Source organism: Rhodopseudomonas palustris HaA2, from assembly GCF_000013365.1.
GTDB classification, from domain to species: domain Bacteria; phylum Pseudomonadota; class Alphaproteobacteria; order Rhizobiales; family Xanthobacteraceae; genus Rhodopseudomonas; species Rhodopseudomonas palustris_J.
Map to the genome: position 1 here is coordinate 2,865,526 of NC_007778.1, position 15,875 is coordinate 2,881,400.

Consider the following 15,875-nt stretch of genomic DNA (forward strand, 5'->3'; position numbering starts at 1 on the left):
CATTCACGGGCGGAGCGGCAGATGCTGTCGGTCCGCCCGGTCGGATGGGTGCAGAGGGCCCGCGGGTGGGCTATCGGGTCTGCGTCGGTCGCGGGCGGTTCGTCGCCGGACGCGGGTCGCGATAGCCGACCAGCCGCACCAGTCCCTGCGGGATCGACTGCGTCGCCGGGTGACCGAACAGGTTCTGCAAGGCCATTTCGCCGGCCGATGATCCGGCGCTCCGGATCCCGGGGACGGCCGCGGCGAGACGACCGGCCGCGGGCTGCTCGTCGGCCGAAATCACATTCGGTATGCGCGCATTGTTTTTCATTTGCGCTCCTCCACTAACTCTATGAAACGCGCAGCGCCCGGAATTGTTGCGTTCCGCCGACGGGCGTCGATGCGTTGATGTTCGGGGTCAGTCGCCTCGACCCGCGCATGCGCGTGAGGGTCGTCGGCCGGGCAGTCGTCGTGTGGTCGGCACAATGAGTGCTTCGACACGCTGTCAGCGCTTCTGTAACGTCCGGCGCTGTTCGTACCAAGTGCCCGATGAAAACAAGTTTAATACAATCTGCACGTCGGACAAGCCGCCGCCGGCGCCAACCGTTGCGGCATCGAGACGCTCGCCTAGCGCGCTACGCACTAATCGCTGCGTATGACAATTTGATGTCGGCGGCCGGCTTTGCGGCTGAACAGGCCGGGACGGCACACCGCGGCGGGAACTCGCGGCCGAGCCAACATCCGCCCGCTATGTTTCGTCGCATCGCCCGCGACGAAACAATTCGGCCGGCGACGAAACCATTTTATGTGCCAACGCAGACGTCCGGAAACCGCGTTTGGTTATCAAGCTGCCAACAGATGGCGCCGATTGCCGCCGACGTCCGGTCCGGAGAATTTCCATGCGAACCCTGAGCCTGATCCTTGTTTTTGCCTTCGTGGTGGCCGGACCGTCGGTCGCGGGCTCTTCGGAAGGTGGCGTGCCGGGCGTCGGGGCGTTCGCCTATATCGGTTGCTGCGACGGTTCGACCGCTGCCGGCTCACCGGGGGCGCCAGCGGCGGCGCCCATGCGCGTTGCGGCCAAGTGAGATCGCCGGCGTGATGGATATTCGTACCGGCCGGTTGCCGCTGGTCTGCGGCATCGCCGCCGTCGTGCTCGGCGCCTCACTGCTGGCAGGCACCGGCGCGAAAGCGCAGGCCCGCTCGCTGTTGAATGCGCAGGATCCCCGGGTCGATTTCATTCGGCAATGCACCGCTCATATGGCCGGACGCTGGACGCATCCCGCCGCGGTCTGCGGCTGTCTGCACGATCACGCGGCCGCGGCGGTGCCGGACAGCGATCTGCGCGAGGCGTTGCTGCGCGGCATGCGCGAAAGCGGCGTGCCGACGATCCAGAGCGAATGGGTGCCGCCGGCCAAGCAGTCGCAGATCAGCGCGACCTTCACGCTGATCGCGAAGCCGGCGCTGCAATGCATGTTCGATCCGGCCGATTAGCCGGCGATCGCTGCGGCCGAATCCTGCGAGCCCGCAAAAGCTCTAGCGCCGCTGAAACCGCTGCACGCATTTGCGCGTCCGGGTCACGCCCGACGTCGTCAGCGTGGCGCCCGTGACCTCCTTGATCTGCCCGTTCGGGCACGATCCGTCATCGACCTGAATCTTCTGGCCGAGCCGCAAATCGATGATGTCTCGCTCATGCGACACCTGCTGCTGCGCGGCTGCGGGGCTCGCCGGCATCAGGAGCGCGGCGGCGCCCAGCATCATGGCGAAACAGAACGGGCGGACTTCGCAAACGTCGGACATCGGCTCTCCTCATGCGTCGAGCGCAACGATGGCTTGATTCGAACGCCCGGCCAAACTGTCTGCAAATTCCGGCGATCTGTGGTTTGATCGCGGCCGCCGGAGCAATCAACAACAATGGAGCAGCCGCCGCATGAGCGTGTCCGACCTTCACCGCAGAATTCTCGATGCTGTCGATGCCGGCTTCGACGCACAACTGGCCACCACGCGCGATTTCGTCGCGATCCCGAGCACGCGGGGTGCCGAGGGTCCCTGCCAGGACATGATCGCCGATCTGTTGCGGCAACGCGGCTACGAGGTCGACGACTGGCATATCGAGGTCGACGACCTCAAGGACCTGCGCGGCTTCGGTCCGATCGAGCATGATTTCTCCAAAGCGCGCACCGTGGTCGGCACCCATCGCCCTGCGAACAATCAGGGCCGCTCGCTGATCCTGCAGGGGCATTGCGACGTCGTGCCGGCCGGGCCGCTGGAGATGTGGGCGACGCCGCCGTTCTCGCCGGTGGTCAAGGACGGCCGGATGTACGGCCGCGGCGCCTGCGACATGAAGTCGGGCACGATCGGCGCGCTGTATGCGCTCGACGCAATCAAGGCCGCGGGGCTGACGCCGACCGGGCGGATTCACTTCCAGTCGGTGATCGAGGAGGAGAGCACCGGCGTCGGCGCGTTGTCGACGCTGCAGCGGGGCTACCGCGCCGATTGCTGCTTCATTCCCGAGCCGACCGATGGAAAGATGGTGCGTTCGCAGGTCGGCGTGATCTGGTTTCGCCTGAAGGTGCGTGGTTTTCCCGTGCACGTGTTCGAAGCCGGCTCCGGCTCCAACGCCATCACCGCGGCCTATCATCTGATCCACGCGCTCGAGAAGCTCGAGGAGGATTGGAACAAGCGCGCCGTGAGCGATCCTCACTTCAAAAGCGTCGTGCATCCGATCAACTTCAACCCCGGCATCATCAAGGGCGGCGACTGGGCGTCCAGCGTGCCGGCCTGGTGCGACGTCGACTGCCGCATCGCGGTTCTTCCGGGCTGGTCGGTCGCCGATCATCAGGCCGAGATCCTCGCCTGCGTCGCGGCGGCGGCGCGCGATCATCGCTTCCTGTCGAACAATCCGCCGCAGGTGGAGTGGTCGGGCTTTCTGTCGGAGGGCTACGAGCTCACCAACTCCGCAGAGCCGGAGGCCGCGTTCGGCAAGGCTTACGACGCGGTCTATGGCGGCGCGACGCCGGATCTGGTGTTCACGGCGCTGACCGATACGCGGTTCTACGGGCTGAACTACGACATTCCGAGCCTGTGCTTCGGCGCCAGCGGCGCGGCGATGCACGGCTTCAACGAATATGTCGATCTGGAATCGCTACGCCAATCGACCAAGGCGACCGCCTTGTTCATCGCCGAATGGTGCGGGGTCGAGCCGGCCTAGCGCCATGACCTGACAGGTTATTGCCTGCGGCGGGACGCCATGCATCCTGCCGCGGCAAGCTCAATGTGGACCAAAACAGAGCCCGCGCCGCCTTGGGGCGAGACTGCGGGCCGGGGAGGGATGATGACGCCGCTCGACCTGATCAATTCGCGCCCGCTGCCGTTTGCGGCCTCGATGGGCATCGTCTTTGCCGAGGCCACACCGGACCGCGTGGTCGCAACCATGCTGGTGCGGCCGGATCTGTGCACGCTCGGCGATGCGATTCACGGCGGGGCGGTGATGGCGCTGGCGGATACGGTCGGCGCGGCGGCGACCTTCGTCAATCTGCCGGCTGACGCCAAGGGCACCACCACGTTGGAGAGCAAGACCAATTTCATCGCTGCGGCGAAGGCCGGAACCACCGTGCGCGCCACGGCGACGCCGGTGCACCGGGGCCGGCGGACTCAAGTCTGGCAGACCCGAATCGAGACCGAAGACGGGCGTCTCGTCGCCATGGTCACCCAAACGCAAATGGTCTTATAATACCTCTATAAGGGGATTTCCGGTTCCGTAGAAACCCGGGAGTGCGGTGCAACAACACCGCTTGGCTGCGTCACTTTGCGCTCGCTCAAGGTTTGTTAAGCGACTTGGATTTATACTGTTTTTTAAAGTTCGATGGCGTTGCAGCCAGTCGTATCCCTAGCTGCCCGCCATTTGATCTTGAAAATAATTGTGCGTCGCACAATATACTTTGGGTCTAGGGAATCGAACGCCTCCTTGAGGGTCGTCCCCAAAGGAGATGTGAATCTATGTACGACGCACTCATCGCCTATCTCACTGGGTCCAAAGGGACGATCAGGTCGCTGATCAACCAGGAACTGCCGCTGCTGCGGGACCACCTGCTGCGGCTGGACGCCGAGAGCCGGCGTGATCGCTTCAACGGCTATGCCGACGAGGGATTCATCGACCGCTACGCCATGAAGTGCGGCGGCGACGGAACCATCATCATCGCCTTTTTCGCCGAGGATGGAACCGTCCACGCGGCGGCCGAACTGCATCAGCCGGACCTGTCCACCGATTCGCTGCCCGAGATCGCGTTCAGCGTCGAGGGGCATCTCCGGCGCAAGGGGATCGGCAGCATCCTGTTCAAGCAATTGATGGAGGTGGCGCGGTCGCTCGGCTACGAGAATCTGCGTATCACTACCGGATCGCAGAATCAGGCGATGCGCGCGCTGGCCAACAAGTTCGGCGCCCACCTGACCTTCCGGCAGGGCGAGTCGACCGGCACGATCGATCTCAAGCAGGAAGCCTCCGGTGCCAACCAACCGACGATCGAAATTCCGGCCGGCGCCGCCAGCGCGCTGATCGATTTCAATCAGGCGTGCTGGAATCTGTTTCTCAGAATGTCGGGCATCAACCGCGCCGCCTGAGGCCGATTGATCATCGCGAACGCGGGATCGGTGAGCGACCCCGACATGCAAGCGCCGCGTGCTGATGCCCGCGGCGTTCTTCGTTGTGCGTCGTTGCTGAAAAGCAGAGCTCGCTGAAAGCAGAGGCTTCGGGCGTCGTCCGCCGTTCAGACGCGTTTGTCGTTGCCGATCACCCGGCGCGATACGCGCCGCTCGACGACGACCGAACGCTGGCTGCCTTGTTCGCCGGTGATCACCCGCGTCGTCCGTGCGGCGGCACGGCCGGCCTTGCGTACTTCGCTCTGCACCTGCTCGACCGGCAGACCCATCAGCGATGCGGCGATTTCGGCCTGCGATTCCAGATCGTCGGTGATACCCATGGCGGCAAAAATCGCTTCCTCCAGCGTCGGAGGATCCCGCCGCACGCGGCGCACGCCGTACTTCGTATTCCAGTCTTCGCTCATCGACCGCCCCGAGGTTTGTTGGGGAATACCTAGTAGAGCCGATGCTGCAATGCAATATTGAATCGGCGGCGCGCGGCAGACCTTGGTCGATACCAACCGCAGGGCGATTGCGGCAGATCAATTCAATCAGCCGTTCATGGCAGCCCTGCGTCGTCGTCCACGCCAGGGATGCGTCACGCCGTCGCCGCTACGTCCGAAAGATCGTGAAGCCGAGGATCAGCAGGACGATGAAGATCACCGCGAAGATGTAGAACAGAATCCGGGCCAGGTCGGCGGACGCCGCCGAAATGCCGGTGAAGCCGAAGATGCCCGCGATCACCGAGATCACCAGAAAGATCAGGGCCCATTTCAAGATCGTCATTGCTGTCGTCCCTCGTCAAGCGTCCGGCTTGAACGAAGAGCGGCCGCCTTGGTTCCCGGTGGCCGGGTTGATGCTATGGTCGGAGGACCGAACTGTTGGGGACGACGCGTTCTTTTGGTAATCCGGGATCGGGATTTGCCGGCGGCCGCAGCAAAGGCCATTTTCGCGGCGAGGAAGCGGCATTTGGGACGGCAGGGCTGTGGGCGCCGGACGGAGCCAGGGCGCAAAGGGATCATGAAGCCGATGACGGGATGTGCAGGGAACGTGCGCAGGATCACTCTGGGGATCGCCGGCGGAATTGTTGCGACGCTGCTGGCGTCGGTCGCAGCAGCCCCGGCGCGGGCGCAGTCCGCCGACCTGGCGCTGTGCGACCGGATCGCCGCTGACCCGGCCGACCCGGACAAGCCTGCGGGCGTCAAGGGCGTTGCCGAGATCGCGCCGGGCGACGTCGAGACCGCGATCAGATATTGCCGGACCGCTGCAGGCGGCGCGCGCCGCGCAATGTACGCACTCGGCCGGGCCTATGCGGCGAACCGGCAGCCGGCGGAGGCGCTTGCGGCGTTTCGCAAGGCGGCCGACAAGGGCAGCACCTCGGCGATGGTCGAACTCGGGGTCGCCTATGCGACCGGCGCCGGCGTCGCCAAGGACGATGCCAAGGCACGGCAATTGTTCGAGCGCGCGGCCGAAGCCGGCAATCCACGCGGCGTCAGCAATCTCGCAGCGCTCGGCGGCGGCACGCCATCCGATCCCGGCAAGACCAGGGCCTTGCTGGCCAAGGGGGCGGAAACCAACGCCGAGGCGCAATACCAGCTCGGCATGATGCTGGCGGAAGGTCTAGGTGGCCCGAAGGACGATGTCGCCGCGCGGGCGCTGTTCGAGAAAGCGGCAGCCCAGGGCCATCCGGCTGCGCTCGAGCGGATGGGGGCGTTTGCGCAGAGCGGGCGCGGCGGACCGAAGGATTCCGCTGCCGCCAAGGGATTCTACGAAAAGGCCGCCGCGCTCGGCAACGCCGACGCCGCCGCGGCGTTGAAGCGGGCGGATTGTCCGTTCGCGATCAAGGACAAGCAGGGAAAGCTTGTCACCAACCTGTGCTTCTAGCGCATGATCCCGACACGTGGATGCCGGCTGTGGGAGACGATCGTGCTCAACCCGAATCCTGAGCAGGAAGACGATTCGACCGACCGTCGTCCTGCACCGGGTATCCGGCGCAATTCTGTTCGGCGCAGAATTCTTGTATCGAATCGATGATTGGATCAGGGCTGGGAGCGGTCGGCGAAGTCAGCTGTCTGATCCGGGTCAACAACGGGGCGTTGCCGATATGAACAGAAGCACGGGACCGGACCAGGATGCCGGCCGAATGACCGGGGCGATGCGGCATGGCTCTCGGCCCGGCGTCGCCGCGGCGCGCCCGATGCCTGTCGTCCCCGCAGACCGGTCGATGCGGGCCGGGGGGCGCGCATGAGCCAGCACAAGAACAGCGTCGGGCTGCTGGTCAGCGCGGTCGGCGTCGTCTTCGGCGACATCGGCACCAGCCCGCTCTACGCCATGAAGGAGACTTTCGCCGGTCATCACCCGATCATGGTGTCGCCGGAGAACATCTTCGGCGTGTTGTCGCTGGTGTTCTGGACGGTGATGCTGCTGGTCACGGTGAAATACGTGATCCTGATCATGCGTGCCGACAACCACGGCGAAGGCGGCAGCCTCGCGCTGCTGGCGCTGGTGACCGAGCTGACGCGCGGGCGGCGCGTGCACTATCCGTTGATGCTGCTCGGCGTGATCGCCGCGGCGCTGTTTTACGGCGACAGTATGATCACGCCGGCGATCTCGGTGCTCAGCGCGGTCGAGGGGCTCGAAGTCGTGACGCCCGACCTGAAGGCGTATGTCGTGCCGATCACCGCGCTGGTGCTGACCGGCCTGTTCGCGATCCAGTCGCGCGGAACCGCGCTGGTCGGTCGCCTGTTCGGGCCGGTGATGTGCCTGTGGTTCGTCACGCTGGCGCTGCTCGGCATCGCCAACATCGTCCGTGCGCCGGAAGTGCTGGAGGCGATCAGTCCGACCTTCGCGATCGAATTCGTCATCCGTCATCCGCTGATGAGTTTCTACGCGCTCGGCACCGTCGTGCTGGCCGTCACCGGCGGTGAAGCGCTGTACACCGACATGGGCCATTTCGGCCGGTTTCCGATCCGGCTGGGGTGGTTCAGCCTGGTGCTGCCGGCGCTGCTGCTGAACTATTTCGGCCAGGGCGCGCTGCTGATCGCCGACCCCGCCGCGATCCAGAATCCGTTCTTCCGGATGGGGCCGGAATGGATGGTGATGCCGATGGTCGCGCTGGCGACGCTGGCCACCGTGATCGCGTCGCAGGCGGTGATCTCCGGCGCGTTCTCGGTGGCGCGGCAGGCGATCCAGCTCGGCCTGCTGCCGCGGATGACGATCGTGCACACCTCGGGCGAGGAGGCTGGCCAGATCTACGTGCCGTTCACCAACTGGACCTTGTACTTCGCCGTGATGGCGCTGGTGATCGGCTTCCAGTCGTCGAGCAATCTGGCGGCCGCCTACGGCATCGCCGTCACCGGCACGATGATGATCGACACCATCCTGGTGTCGTTCGTGATGGCGCTGCTGTGGCGCTGGAACATGGCGCTGGTGATCGTGGTGGCGGGCACGCTGCTGCTGGTCGATTTCGCGTATTTCGCCGCCAACATCATCAAGGTGGCGCAGGGCGGCTGGTTCCCGCTGTTCATCGGCTTCATCTCGTTCACGGTGCTGACGACGTGGCGGCGCGGGCGCGCGCTGGTGCGCAAGCAGCTCAAGAAGCAGGCGGTGCCGCTCGACGTGGTGCTGCGCGCGCTCGGGCCCAACGTGTCGCGGGCACGCGGCACCGCGGTGTTCCTGACCGCCGCGACCGACGGCGTGCCGCCGGCGCTGCTGCACAATCTCAAGCACAACCAGACCGTCCACCAGCGCGTCGTGCTGGCGACCGTGACCACCGCGGAGACGCCCTATGTGCCCGACAGCGAGCGCGTGCACATGACCGATATCGGCGACGGCTTCCATCGCCTGATCATCCGCTACGGTTTCATGCAGACCCCCGACATTCCGGCGGCGCTGACGCTGTGCAAGCAGTTCGGCCACGAGTTCAACATGATGTCGACCTCGTTCTTTCTCAGCCGCGAGACCTTCGTGCCGAGCCTCAATCCCGGCATGGCGCTGTGGCGCGAGCGGCTGTTCACCTTCATGACGCTGAACGCGACGCGGGCCACGACCTTCTTCAAGATCCCGACCGACCGCGTCGTCGAACTCGGAACCCAGCTCGAGATCTGATCGGGGCGGCGCGCGCCACAAAGACGGGCCGGCCCGCGTGGCAGGCGCGCTGCGCTCAGGCCAGTCCGAGCGCGAAGGCCAGCGTGCCGATCGCGGCATGCGAGACGATCAGCGGCCAGATGTTGCGCATCCACAGGTACGCGGCCGCCCACACAATGCCGAGCAGGAAGGTGTTGAGCAGCAGCGCCGGGTCGCCGTAGCAGAGATGGATCAGCGAGAACATTGCCGCCGAATACATCACATAGGCCCAGCCGCCGCGCGACAGCTTGTCGGTGATCAGTTTCGGGATCGAGCGGCACACCACTTCCTGGCATGGACTCGACACCAGCACGTAGAACGGCGCGAAGCTCAGCCAGGCCGGCGGCTTGGCCTCGAAGGTGAAGAACTGCGTCTGAAGCAGCATCACCGCGGCGATCGCGAGCGTGACGGCCGCGCAGCCGAGCCAATGGCTCCATTGATGCGGCCTGCCGAAGCCGAGTTCCGTGAACGACACGCCGGCCCACAGGCACAGGCCGATGCACAGGCCGGAGACCAGCAGCAACGCGTGGATCCGGTAGGAGAACGGAAGCAGGTCGAGCTGGATGGCGATGCCGGGCGCCGTGAGCAGCAAAGCGAGACCGGCGAGCGGCGCCAGCCGCCAGCGCTGCGCGCGGGCGGTCATCTCGATCGGTGTCGGGCACGCCTGTCTGGTATGTCGCAAATCTGTCATCCGGCGATCACACGGCATCTGCCGCGCTCATGCCAGTCACAACTGCGCCAGTGCTGAATGTTCCCCTAAATCGTCACCGCCGGCTGCCGCCGCCGGTCCCGACCCCGACCCCGATCCCGCCGCCGAGCTTGACGCAGGTCGCGCTGCCTTCGACCTGGACGAAGCCGGGGCCGAACGCGGCGCAGGGATTGCTCCTGGCCGGCGTCGGCGTCTGCGTGGGGGCCGGGAGCGGTTTCGCCGGCCGCCGATCCTGGGACAAGCCCTGAGCCGCCGCGGCGAGTGGCGAAGCGGCGACGACAAGGGCGATCAGCAATGGTCTCATGGTGCTTGAGTATCGCAGAAGCCGGCCGCTCGCCACTGGCGCATCGCAGCCGTGGACAGCGCCATGTCCGCCGCAAACAAGCCGCATTCACGCCGCTGATCCTTCGCCTGCGGTGGGACACCGCAGGGCAACCTGCTTGACGTTGCCGCCGCGCTCGGATTTGACGAAGCGCGGGTGTCTGAACAATTGCCGCACGCGCAGGGGCCGCGCCGGTCGCGCGTATATCGACGGGGATGGGTTCGATGAGAACGATGGTTGTGATGGTTGCGCTGCTGGCTTCGGGGGCGGCGCTGGCGCAGACCACGAGCGCGCCGAGCAATCCGCCGATGATCGGGGATCGGCCGCTGGTGCAAGTCAAACCGCGCGGCGGTGCGGCGGCGAAGAGCGACGCCGCTCAACCGGCCAAGCCGTCGATCGCGGCGCAACTGCAGGGCTGTCTCGAAATCGAGGACGGCAGCAAGGAACGGCTCGACTGCTACGATGCGATCTATCCGCCGAAGCCGAAGACGCCGAAGCCCGGCGCCAAGCAGCCGCGAGCCAAGGCGGTTTCCGACTGCCGCGTCCTCAAGGAGCAGGACGAGCGGCTGGCCTGCTTCAACGGCTTTGCGCAGGCTCTGCCGAAGCCGCCGAAGAGCTGAGGCGGATATCCTGACCATCGGGAACAACTGCCGGGGCGCGGTCTTGTCCAGCACCCGATGAAACCCTTCGCACCCGATACGCCGCTCGGCCGGCTGATGACCGCACCGATGCGGCCGGGGCGGCTCGACTGGATCGGACTGCGTCCGGCAAGACGTGCAGCGGTGCTGGTCGCCGAGCAGGCGACGCTGATCGCCGGCCGCGGCATCGACGGCGATCGCTATCGCACCAGCACCAATGGCGCGCGGCAGGTGACGCTGGTCGCCGCCGAAGATCTCGTCGCCATCGCCGCCTTCCTCGGCCGCGACGATGTTGCGCCCGAATTGCTGCGTCGAAATTTCGTGATCCGGGGCGTCAATCTCGTGGCGCTGAAAGGCCAGCGGTTTCGAATCGGCGCGGCGCTGCTCGAAGGGGCGGGGGACTGCGCGCCGTGCAGCCGGATGGAAGAGACGCTGGGGCCGGGCGGTTACAACGCCGTGCGCGGTCGCGGCGGACTCACCGCCCGCGTGATCGAAGGTGGCGTCGTTCGCATCGGCGATGCGCTCGAACGGGTGTAAGTGTGCAGTGCGTCGCGCCGCGGCGACGATCGTTTCACAGCAAGGGACTCCGGCGATGGCCCACCGTCTGCTCGTCTTGTACGGCTCGTATCGCTCCGACCGGTTGGGCATCCGTCTCGCCAACTACATCGTCGCGGGCCTGCGGGCGCGTGGTGACGACGTCGAACTGATCGACGCCAAGGCGATCGGGCTGCCGATGCTCGACCGGATGTACAAGGAATATCCCAAAGGCGAGGCGCCCGAAGCGATGGAACAACTCGCGGCCAAGATCCGCGATGCCGACGGCTTCGTGTTCGTCACCGGCGAATACAATTGGGGCGTTCAGCCCGGGCTGAAGAACCTCACCGATCATTTCCTCGAGGAATGGTTCTGGCGGCCGACGGCGATCGCCAGCTACTCGGCCGGACGGTTTTCCGGCGTGCGTGCGGCGACCGCTTGGCACGGCACGCTCAGCGAAATGGGCATGGTGGTGATCTCGTCGACGCTCGCGGTCGGCCCGATCGCGCAGACGCTCGACGCCGATGCCGAGCCGATCGACGACGGTGGCAAATCGCTGGCGCGCGCCTTCCCGCGTTTCGCCGACGATCTCGCCTGGTGGGCGGAGGCGGCGAAGACCCAGCGCCAGAAGATGAAGCCGCCATATTGATCGCAGCCGCGGCGCGGCCTACATCGGTCAAATGCACAATGTCACCGAGGCCGAAATCGCGCAGCTCGTGCGCACCTTCTATGCGCGCGCCCGCGAGGACGACCTGATCGGTCCGATCTTCGACCGCGCGGTCGCCGACTGGGACCATCACATCGCGCAGATCAGCGATTTCTGGTCGTCGATGCTGCTGAAGACCGGGCGCTACGGTGGCCGGCCGATGCGGCCGCATCTGGTGCTGGGCCTGGAGCCCGCGCATTTCGACCGCTGGCTGGCGCTGTTCGAGGCCACGGCGAACGAATTGCTCGCACCGGAGGTCGCGGCGCAGTTCATCATCCGCGCCCGCCGCATCGCCGACAGTTTCGAGATGGGCATCGCGACCACGCAGGGCAAGGTCACGGTGCCGCGGCACGGCGCGTAGTGCGAGATTTGCCCGATCGTCATTCCGGGGCGCGCGCAGCGCGAACCCGGAATCCATACTCCCCGGACTAGGCGTTGTTACCTCGGCCGTGCCACAGCGCGTGCACAGGGGATATGGATTCCGGGTTCGCTCACTGCGTGAGCGCCCCGGAATGACAGTGGAATGAGGCCTCTGATTACTTCGCCGCGGCTAGCTTGTCCTGCGTCCTGGTCTCGAAGTCGGAAGCGTCGTGGCGTTCGTGCAGTTGGCTCGCCGGATCGCCGGAGACGCGATTGACGATGCGGCCGCGTTTCACCGCGGGGCGCGCGCCGATCGCCTTGGTCCAGCGCTGCACGTTGCTGTAGCTCGCGACGTCGAGGAACGTGGCGCTGTCGTTGTACAGCACGCCGTTTACGAGCCCGCCGTACCACGGCCACACCGCGATGTCGGCGATCGAATAGTCCGCGCCCGCGAGATATTCGCTGTCCGCCAGACGGCGATCGAGCACATCCATCTGCCGCTTCACCTCCATCGCGAAACGGTTGATCGGGTATTCCCATTTCTCCGGCGCGTAGGCGTAGAAATGGCCGAAACCACCGCCCAGATACGGCGCACTGCCCATCTGCCAGAACAGCCAGTTCAGGCATTCGGCGCGGCCGGCGGGGGTGGTCGGCAGGAAGGCGCCGAATTTCTCGGCGAGATACAGCAGGATCGAACCCGACTCGAACACGCGGATCGGCGGCGAGGCGGAGCGGTCGAGCAGCGCCGGGATCTTGGAATTCGGATTGACCGCGACGAAGCCGGAACCGAACTGATCGCCGTCGCCGATCTTGATCAGCCAGGCATCGTATTCGGCGCCGCTGTGGCCGAGCGCCAGCAATTCCTCGAGCAGGATCGTGACCTTCTGACCGTTCGGCGTCGCCAGCGAATAGAGCTGCAGCGGATGCTTGCCGACCGGCAGCTCCTTGTCGTGCGTCGCGCCCGCGACCGGCCGGTTGATCGACGCGAATTTGCCGCCGTTCTCCTTGTCCCAGGTCCAGACTTTGGGGGGCGTGTAGGGGGCGTCGGTCATGCGGGGCTCCGGCTGTTTCGGATTGTCGTTGCGGCGGAAAGCTGAGATTGGCGCAGGCGCGGCGATTGGCAAGGGGTACGCAGCGGGAATGTCTAGACCGCCGCGCGGCGTGCGGGCTCGTCATCCGCGTCGGCCCAGGCATAGCCGCCCCCGCCGCGCTTGGCGGCATACAGCGCGCGGTCGACGCGCTGCAGCAGTTGCGACGTCGCGCCGTCGGCAACGCCGCCGTCGCTGACCAGAATGCCGGCGCTGGCGCCGATGCAAACCGGCAGGTCCGACAGCCGATAGGGCATCGAGAGGTCGACAATCGCCCTGCGCGCCAGCGCCAGCGCCTCGGCGCGGCCGTCCTCGCCGGCGGCGACCGGGGCCAGCAGCATGAATTCGTCGCCGCCGAAGCGCGCGGCGATTCCGTCGGCGCCGGCGCAGGCGGTCAGCCGCTCCGCGACCTGGCGCAGCAGATCGTCGCCGGCGTGATGACCGTGACGGTCGTTGATCGGCTTGAAGCCGTCGAGATCGATCGCGATGATGGCGAAATGGCCGCCGCCGATGCTGGCGAGCGATTGCAGAAACGCGGCGCGGTTCGGCAGACCGGTGAGGAAATCGTGGGTCGCCTGCAGCGCCAGCCGATGCCGGGCTTCGAGGCGCTCGACGAAGGCGGCGCTGAGATGCTTGGAGGCTTCGCGCAAGGTGAGCCAGAAGAACACCAGCATGACGGCGCCGACATTGTAGGTGAGCTCGGGACGCATCAGCCCGGCGACGACGGTCGGCAGCAGCAGGGTCGCCGCAGCGGTCAGAATGACCCAGGGCCGGATCGCCGCGCGCGACACCATGCCGACGCAGAACGACATCGATAGGCCGAACGCCAGCCAGGCGCCGGGCGCGTCGCCGAGATGCAACGTCCGATAGGACAGCGCGCCGAGCGCGAGGCTGAAGGCGCAGGCGCCGGCGCCGTAGATCCGCTCCCAGCGCACCACGTCGGCATCGGACAATTGCCCAGCGCGGGATTTGTAGCGCAGCAGCGAGGCGATCCGCGCCGAGGCGGCGATCAGGATCAGCACCGCGATCACCGCGTAGCCGGGATCGCCGTCGATCAGCGCGAGCGCGACCGCGCCGATCACCGAGGTGACGCTGATCGCCATCACCTGCGGCAGCGATGTGTACAGCAGATCGACCAGCTCGCGGCGAATCCGCGGATCGGGATGCAGGAACCTGGACAACACCGTGATGGGCATGGACGGCACCATGTCGGCGAGTTCCTAACATCCCGTAGGTAAGAGAGTGCGCAGTGTGATGCCGGTGAGGTCGTCGTTAAGAATAGCTAAAGGCAGCGGCAGCGTGCGTGCTGCGCGGCGGGCAAGTCGCGCCCGGAATCACCGGCGCGCTCGACGGCTGCGGCCGATCGCTTCCTGAATGCGGTTAGGAGAGGCGCGCCGCCGTGAGCGACGGATCGAGGCATGGCGCCGCGACACTCGGCACCGCGTCGGGCGAGACGTGACAGACCACCCGGTTGCGTCCGCCGTGCTTGGCCTCGTAGAGGGCGCGATCGGCGGCCCGCATCAGATCGGAAATGCCGTCGATGGTCGCGGCCGACGTCGCCGCGCCGATGCTGACGGTGGCGCGGACCGAACCCGAGGCCATCAGCAATGAACTGGCGGCGACCTCGCCGCGCAGTCGTTCCGCCACCGCCAGCGCCTGCGGCAGATCGGTCTCTGGCAGCAGCAGCGCGAATTCCTCGCCGCCGATCCGGGCGAGCACGTCGCAGTCGCGCTTGCAGTCGCGCGCCAATTTCGCCAGATGCACGATCATGTCGTCGCCGACCTGATGGCCGAAATCGTCGTTGATCGATTTGAAATGGTCGATGTCGATCATCAGGCACGACAACGGCCGACCATAGCGGCGGGCGCGCGCCCATTCGCGATCGGCCAGCGTCAGAAAGTGCCGGCGGTTGAAGATCCCCGTCATGCCGTCGGTCGTCGCCAGCCGCTCGAGCTCTTCGGCGTTGCGCACGATGTCGGTGACGTCGCTGTAGATCAGCATGCGGCCGCCGTCCGGCAGCACGGCGAGATGGCAGCGCAGCGCCTTGCCGTCGATCATCGCCAGATCCATCGGCTTCGGATCGCCGGACTGCACCCAGGCCAGCCGGCGCGCGACGTAGTCGTCGAGATCGACCGCGACCGCCTGGGCCGCGGCCGCCAGCATGTCGGCGTAGAACGGCCGCGTCTGCCGGATCTCCTCGCAACTGTTGGCCCGGAACATCACGTGCAGGATCGGATTGCTGTAGACCGCGCGCAGCTCTTTGTTGAGGATCAGCAGGCCGCTGTCGACATTGTCGAGCGCGGCGTAGAGCGTCTCGAGCGCCTGGCTGGCCTCGCGCAGCTCGTGCCGCAGGCGCGCGGCTTCGGCCGGATCGATCGACGATCCCGCCGGCGTTTCGTCTCCCGAGGACGGCTTTGTTGTTGTTGTCGGCATGGTCAGTCCCGCCGAAGCAATTGTCCAATGCAGCATTGGTTGCATAAGCGCAGATAACAACCCCTGAATGGCCGGCGCGATCGCGGCTGGTAGTTAGCTCAGTCTTAATCCGGCGAGGGATTCCGGGCTTTTGCGCCGCGGTGCAGCATGGAACGACGCGATGCGTGTTGTCGGTCGTTCGGTTGGCTGGTATCGAGCGGCCACGCCTTCGCGATCTCGCGGCTCCGCGGAGCCCGAGCTGTGCACCCGTCGCTTCGCAGCGAGGGGCGGGGGCGCGCCGGTCGGCGCGAAGGTGGTGAGTGTCGCGATGGCTTTGCGGAACCATCGCGCAACGCCTTCCGGCGCG

General features: G+C 66.2%; 20 protein-coding genes. 11 read left to right on the plus strand and 9 right to left on the minus strand.

The genetic code is table 11. From position 1 onward, the window contains the following. Window positions 1-70: 70 nt before the first annotated feature. Window positions 71-310 carry a hypothetical protein gene (locus RPB_RS12600; protein ID WP_011441393.1) on the minus strand — a complete coding sequence of 80 codons (240 nt, stop codon included), beginning with the start codon at window positions 308-310 and terminating at the stop codon, window positions 71-73. 568 nt (window positions 311-878) lie between these two features. On the opposite strand from RPB_RS12600, the gene RPB_RS24150 reads away from it, so the two are divergent. Together RPB_RS24150 and RPB_RS12605 are read left to right on the plus strand one after the other, a co-directional pair. Continuing rightward, window positions 879-1,064, plus strand: coding sequence for a hypothetical protein (locus RPB_RS24150; protein ID WP_080507778.1), 186 nt, complete (start codon window positions 879-881; stop codon window positions 1,062-1,064). A gap of 13 nt (window positions 1,065-1,077) precedes the next feature. Then, a complete protein-coding gene (locus tag RPB_RS12605; RefSeq protein ID WP_011441394.1) occupies window positions 1,078-1,470 on the plus strand; it encodes a hypothetical protein in 393 nt (130 codons plus the stop codon). Between the two features lie 42 nt (window positions 1,471-1,512). Here the strand turns inward: RPB_RS12605 and RPB_RS12610 are convergent, their stop codons facing one another. Further along, window positions 1,513-1,776, minus strand: coding sequence for a DUF6719 family protein (locus RPB_RS12610; RefSeq protein ID WP_011441395.1), 264 nt, complete (start codon window positions 1,774-1,776; stop codon window positions 1,513-1,515). Window positions 1,777-1,906: 130 nt separating this feature from the next. Between RPB_RS12610 and RPB_RS12615 the strand changes: the two genes are divergently transcribed. From RPB_RS12615 to RPB_RS12625, 3 genes are all read left to right on the plus strand, one after another. Then, the gene (locus tag RPB_RS12615; protein WP_011441396.1) at window positions 1,907-3,187 is read left to right on the plus strand and encodes an ArgE/DapE family deacylase; all 1,281 of its coding nucleotides are present in this window, start codon (window positions 1,907-1,909) and stop codon (window positions 3,185-3,187) included. Between the two features lie 123 nt (window positions 3,188-3,310). Next, complete coding sequence (locus tag RPB_RS12620; RefSeq protein WP_041798708.1) at window positions 3,311-3,709, plus strand: PaaI family thioesterase; 399 nt, start codon at window positions 3,311-3,313, stop codon at window positions 3,707-3,709. A gap of 266 nt (window positions 3,710-3,975) precedes the next feature. Further along, window positions 3,976-4,596 (plus strand): GNAT family N-acetyltransferase, encoded by a 621-nt coding sequence (locus RPB_RS12625; RefSeq protein ID WP_011441398.1) that lies wholly within the window; start codon window positions 3,976-3,978, stop codon window positions 4,594-4,596. 146 nt (window positions 4,597-4,742) lie between these two features. Here RPB_RS12625 and RPB_RS12630 read toward each other — a convergent pair whose 3' ends face one another. Both RPB_RS12630 and RPB_RS24155 read right to left on the minus strand, forming a co-directional pair. Beyond that, window positions 4,743-5,039, minus strand: a complete 297-nt coding sequence (locus RPB_RS12630) for a hypothetical protein (protein ID WP_011441399.1) — start codon at window positions 5,037-5,039, stop codon at window positions 4,743-4,745. Between the two features lie 187 nt (window positions 5,040-5,226). After that, window positions 5,227-5,400: a DUF1328 domain-containing protein gene (locus RPB_RS24155; RefSeq protein ID WP_011441400.1), complete on the minus strand. Its 174-nt coding sequence runs from the start codon at window positions 5,398-5,400 to the stop codon at window positions 5,227-5,229. A 243-nt stretch (window positions 5,401-5,643) separates the two neighbouring features. Between RPB_RS24155 and RPB_RS12640 the strand changes: the two genes are divergently transcribed. Together RPB_RS12640 and RPB_RS12645 are read left to right on the plus strand one after the other, a co-directional pair. Next, entirely contained in the window at window positions 5,644-6,498 is an 855-nt protein-coding gene (locus RPB_RS12640; RefSeq protein ID WP_049824747.1) for a tetratricopeptide repeat protein, read from the plus strand. Window positions 6,499-6,858: 360 nt separating this feature from the next. Continuing rightward, window positions 6,859-8,721, plus strand: coding sequence for a potassium transporter Kup (locus RPB_RS12645; protein WP_011441402.1), 1,863 nt, complete (start codon window positions 6,859-6,861; stop codon window positions 8,719-8,721). Between the two features lie 55 nt (window positions 8,722-8,776). On the opposite strand, the gene RPB_RS12650 is transcribed toward RPB_RS12645, so the two are convergent. Both RPB_RS12650 and RPB_RS12655 read right to left on the minus strand, forming a co-directional pair. Continuing rightward, a complete protein-coding gene (locus RPB_RS12650; RefSeq protein WP_011441403.1) occupies window positions 8,777-9,430 on the minus strand; it encodes a CPBP family intramembrane glutamic endopeptidase in 654 nt (217 codons plus the stop codon). A gap of 73 nt (window positions 9,431-9,503) precedes the next feature. Further along, window positions 9,504-9,752, minus strand: coding sequence for a hypothetical protein (locus tag RPB_RS12655; protein ID WP_041798230.1), 249 nt, complete (start codon window positions 9,750-9,752; stop codon window positions 9,504-9,506). Between the two features lie 242 nt (window positions 9,753-9,994). On the opposite strand from RPB_RS12655, the gene RPB_RS12660 reads away from it, so the two are divergent. The 4 genes from RPB_RS12660 to RPB_RS12675 are packed head-to-tail and all read left to right on the plus strand — an operon-like array spanning window position 9,995 to window position 12,009. After that, entirely contained in the window at window positions 9,995-10,390 is a 396-nt protein-coding gene (locus tag RPB_RS12660; protein ID WP_041798231.1) for a hypothetical protein, read from the plus strand. A 57-nt stretch (window positions 10,391-10,447) separates the two neighbouring features. After that, the gene (locus RPB_RS12665) at window positions 10,448-10,945 is read left to right on the plus strand and encodes an MOSC domain-containing protein (RefSeq protein WP_011441406.1); all 498 of its coding nucleotides are present in this window, start codon (window positions 10,448-10,450) and stop codon (window positions 10,943-10,945) included. A 55-nt stretch (window positions 10,946-11,000) separates the two neighbouring features. Continuing rightward, window positions 11,001-11,591 (plus strand): NADPH-dependent FMN reductase, encoded by a 591-nt coding sequence (locus RPB_RS12670; RefSeq protein WP_011441407.1) that lies wholly within the window; start codon window positions 11,001-11,003, stop codon window positions 11,589-11,591. A 31-nt stretch (window positions 11,592-11,622) separates the two neighbouring features. Next, complete coding sequence (locus tag RPB_RS12675) at window positions 11,623-12,009, plus strand: group III truncated hemoglobin (RefSeq protein ID WP_011441408.1); 387 nt, start codon at window positions 11,623-11,625, stop codon at window positions 12,007-12,009. A gap of 175 nt (window positions 12,010-12,184) precedes the next feature. Here the strand turns inward: RPB_RS12675 and yghU are convergent, their stop codons facing one another. From yghU to RPB_RS12690, 3 genes are all read right to left on the minus strand, one after another. Continuing rightward, complete coding sequence (gene yghU, locus RPB_RS12680) at window positions 12,185-13,060, minus strand: glutathione-dependent disulfide-bond oxidoreductase (RefSeq protein WP_011441409.1); 876 nt, start codon at window positions 13,058-13,060, stop codon at window positions 12,185-12,187. A gap of 92 nt (window positions 13,061-13,152) precedes the next feature. Continuing rightward, window positions 13,153-14,304, minus strand: coding sequence for a sensor domain-containing diguanylate cyclase (locus RPB_RS12685; RefSeq protein WP_011441410.1), 1,152 nt, complete (start codon window positions 14,302-14,304; stop codon window positions 13,153-13,155). Window positions 14,305-14,476: 172 nt separating this feature from the next. Next, window positions 14,477-15,529: a sensor domain-containing diguanylate cyclase gene (locus tag RPB_RS12690; RefSeq protein ID WP_011441411.1), complete on the minus strand. Its 1,053-nt coding sequence runs from the start codon at window positions 15,527-15,529 to the stop codon at window positions 14,477-14,479. Window positions 15,530-15,875: the final 346 nt, after the last annotated feature.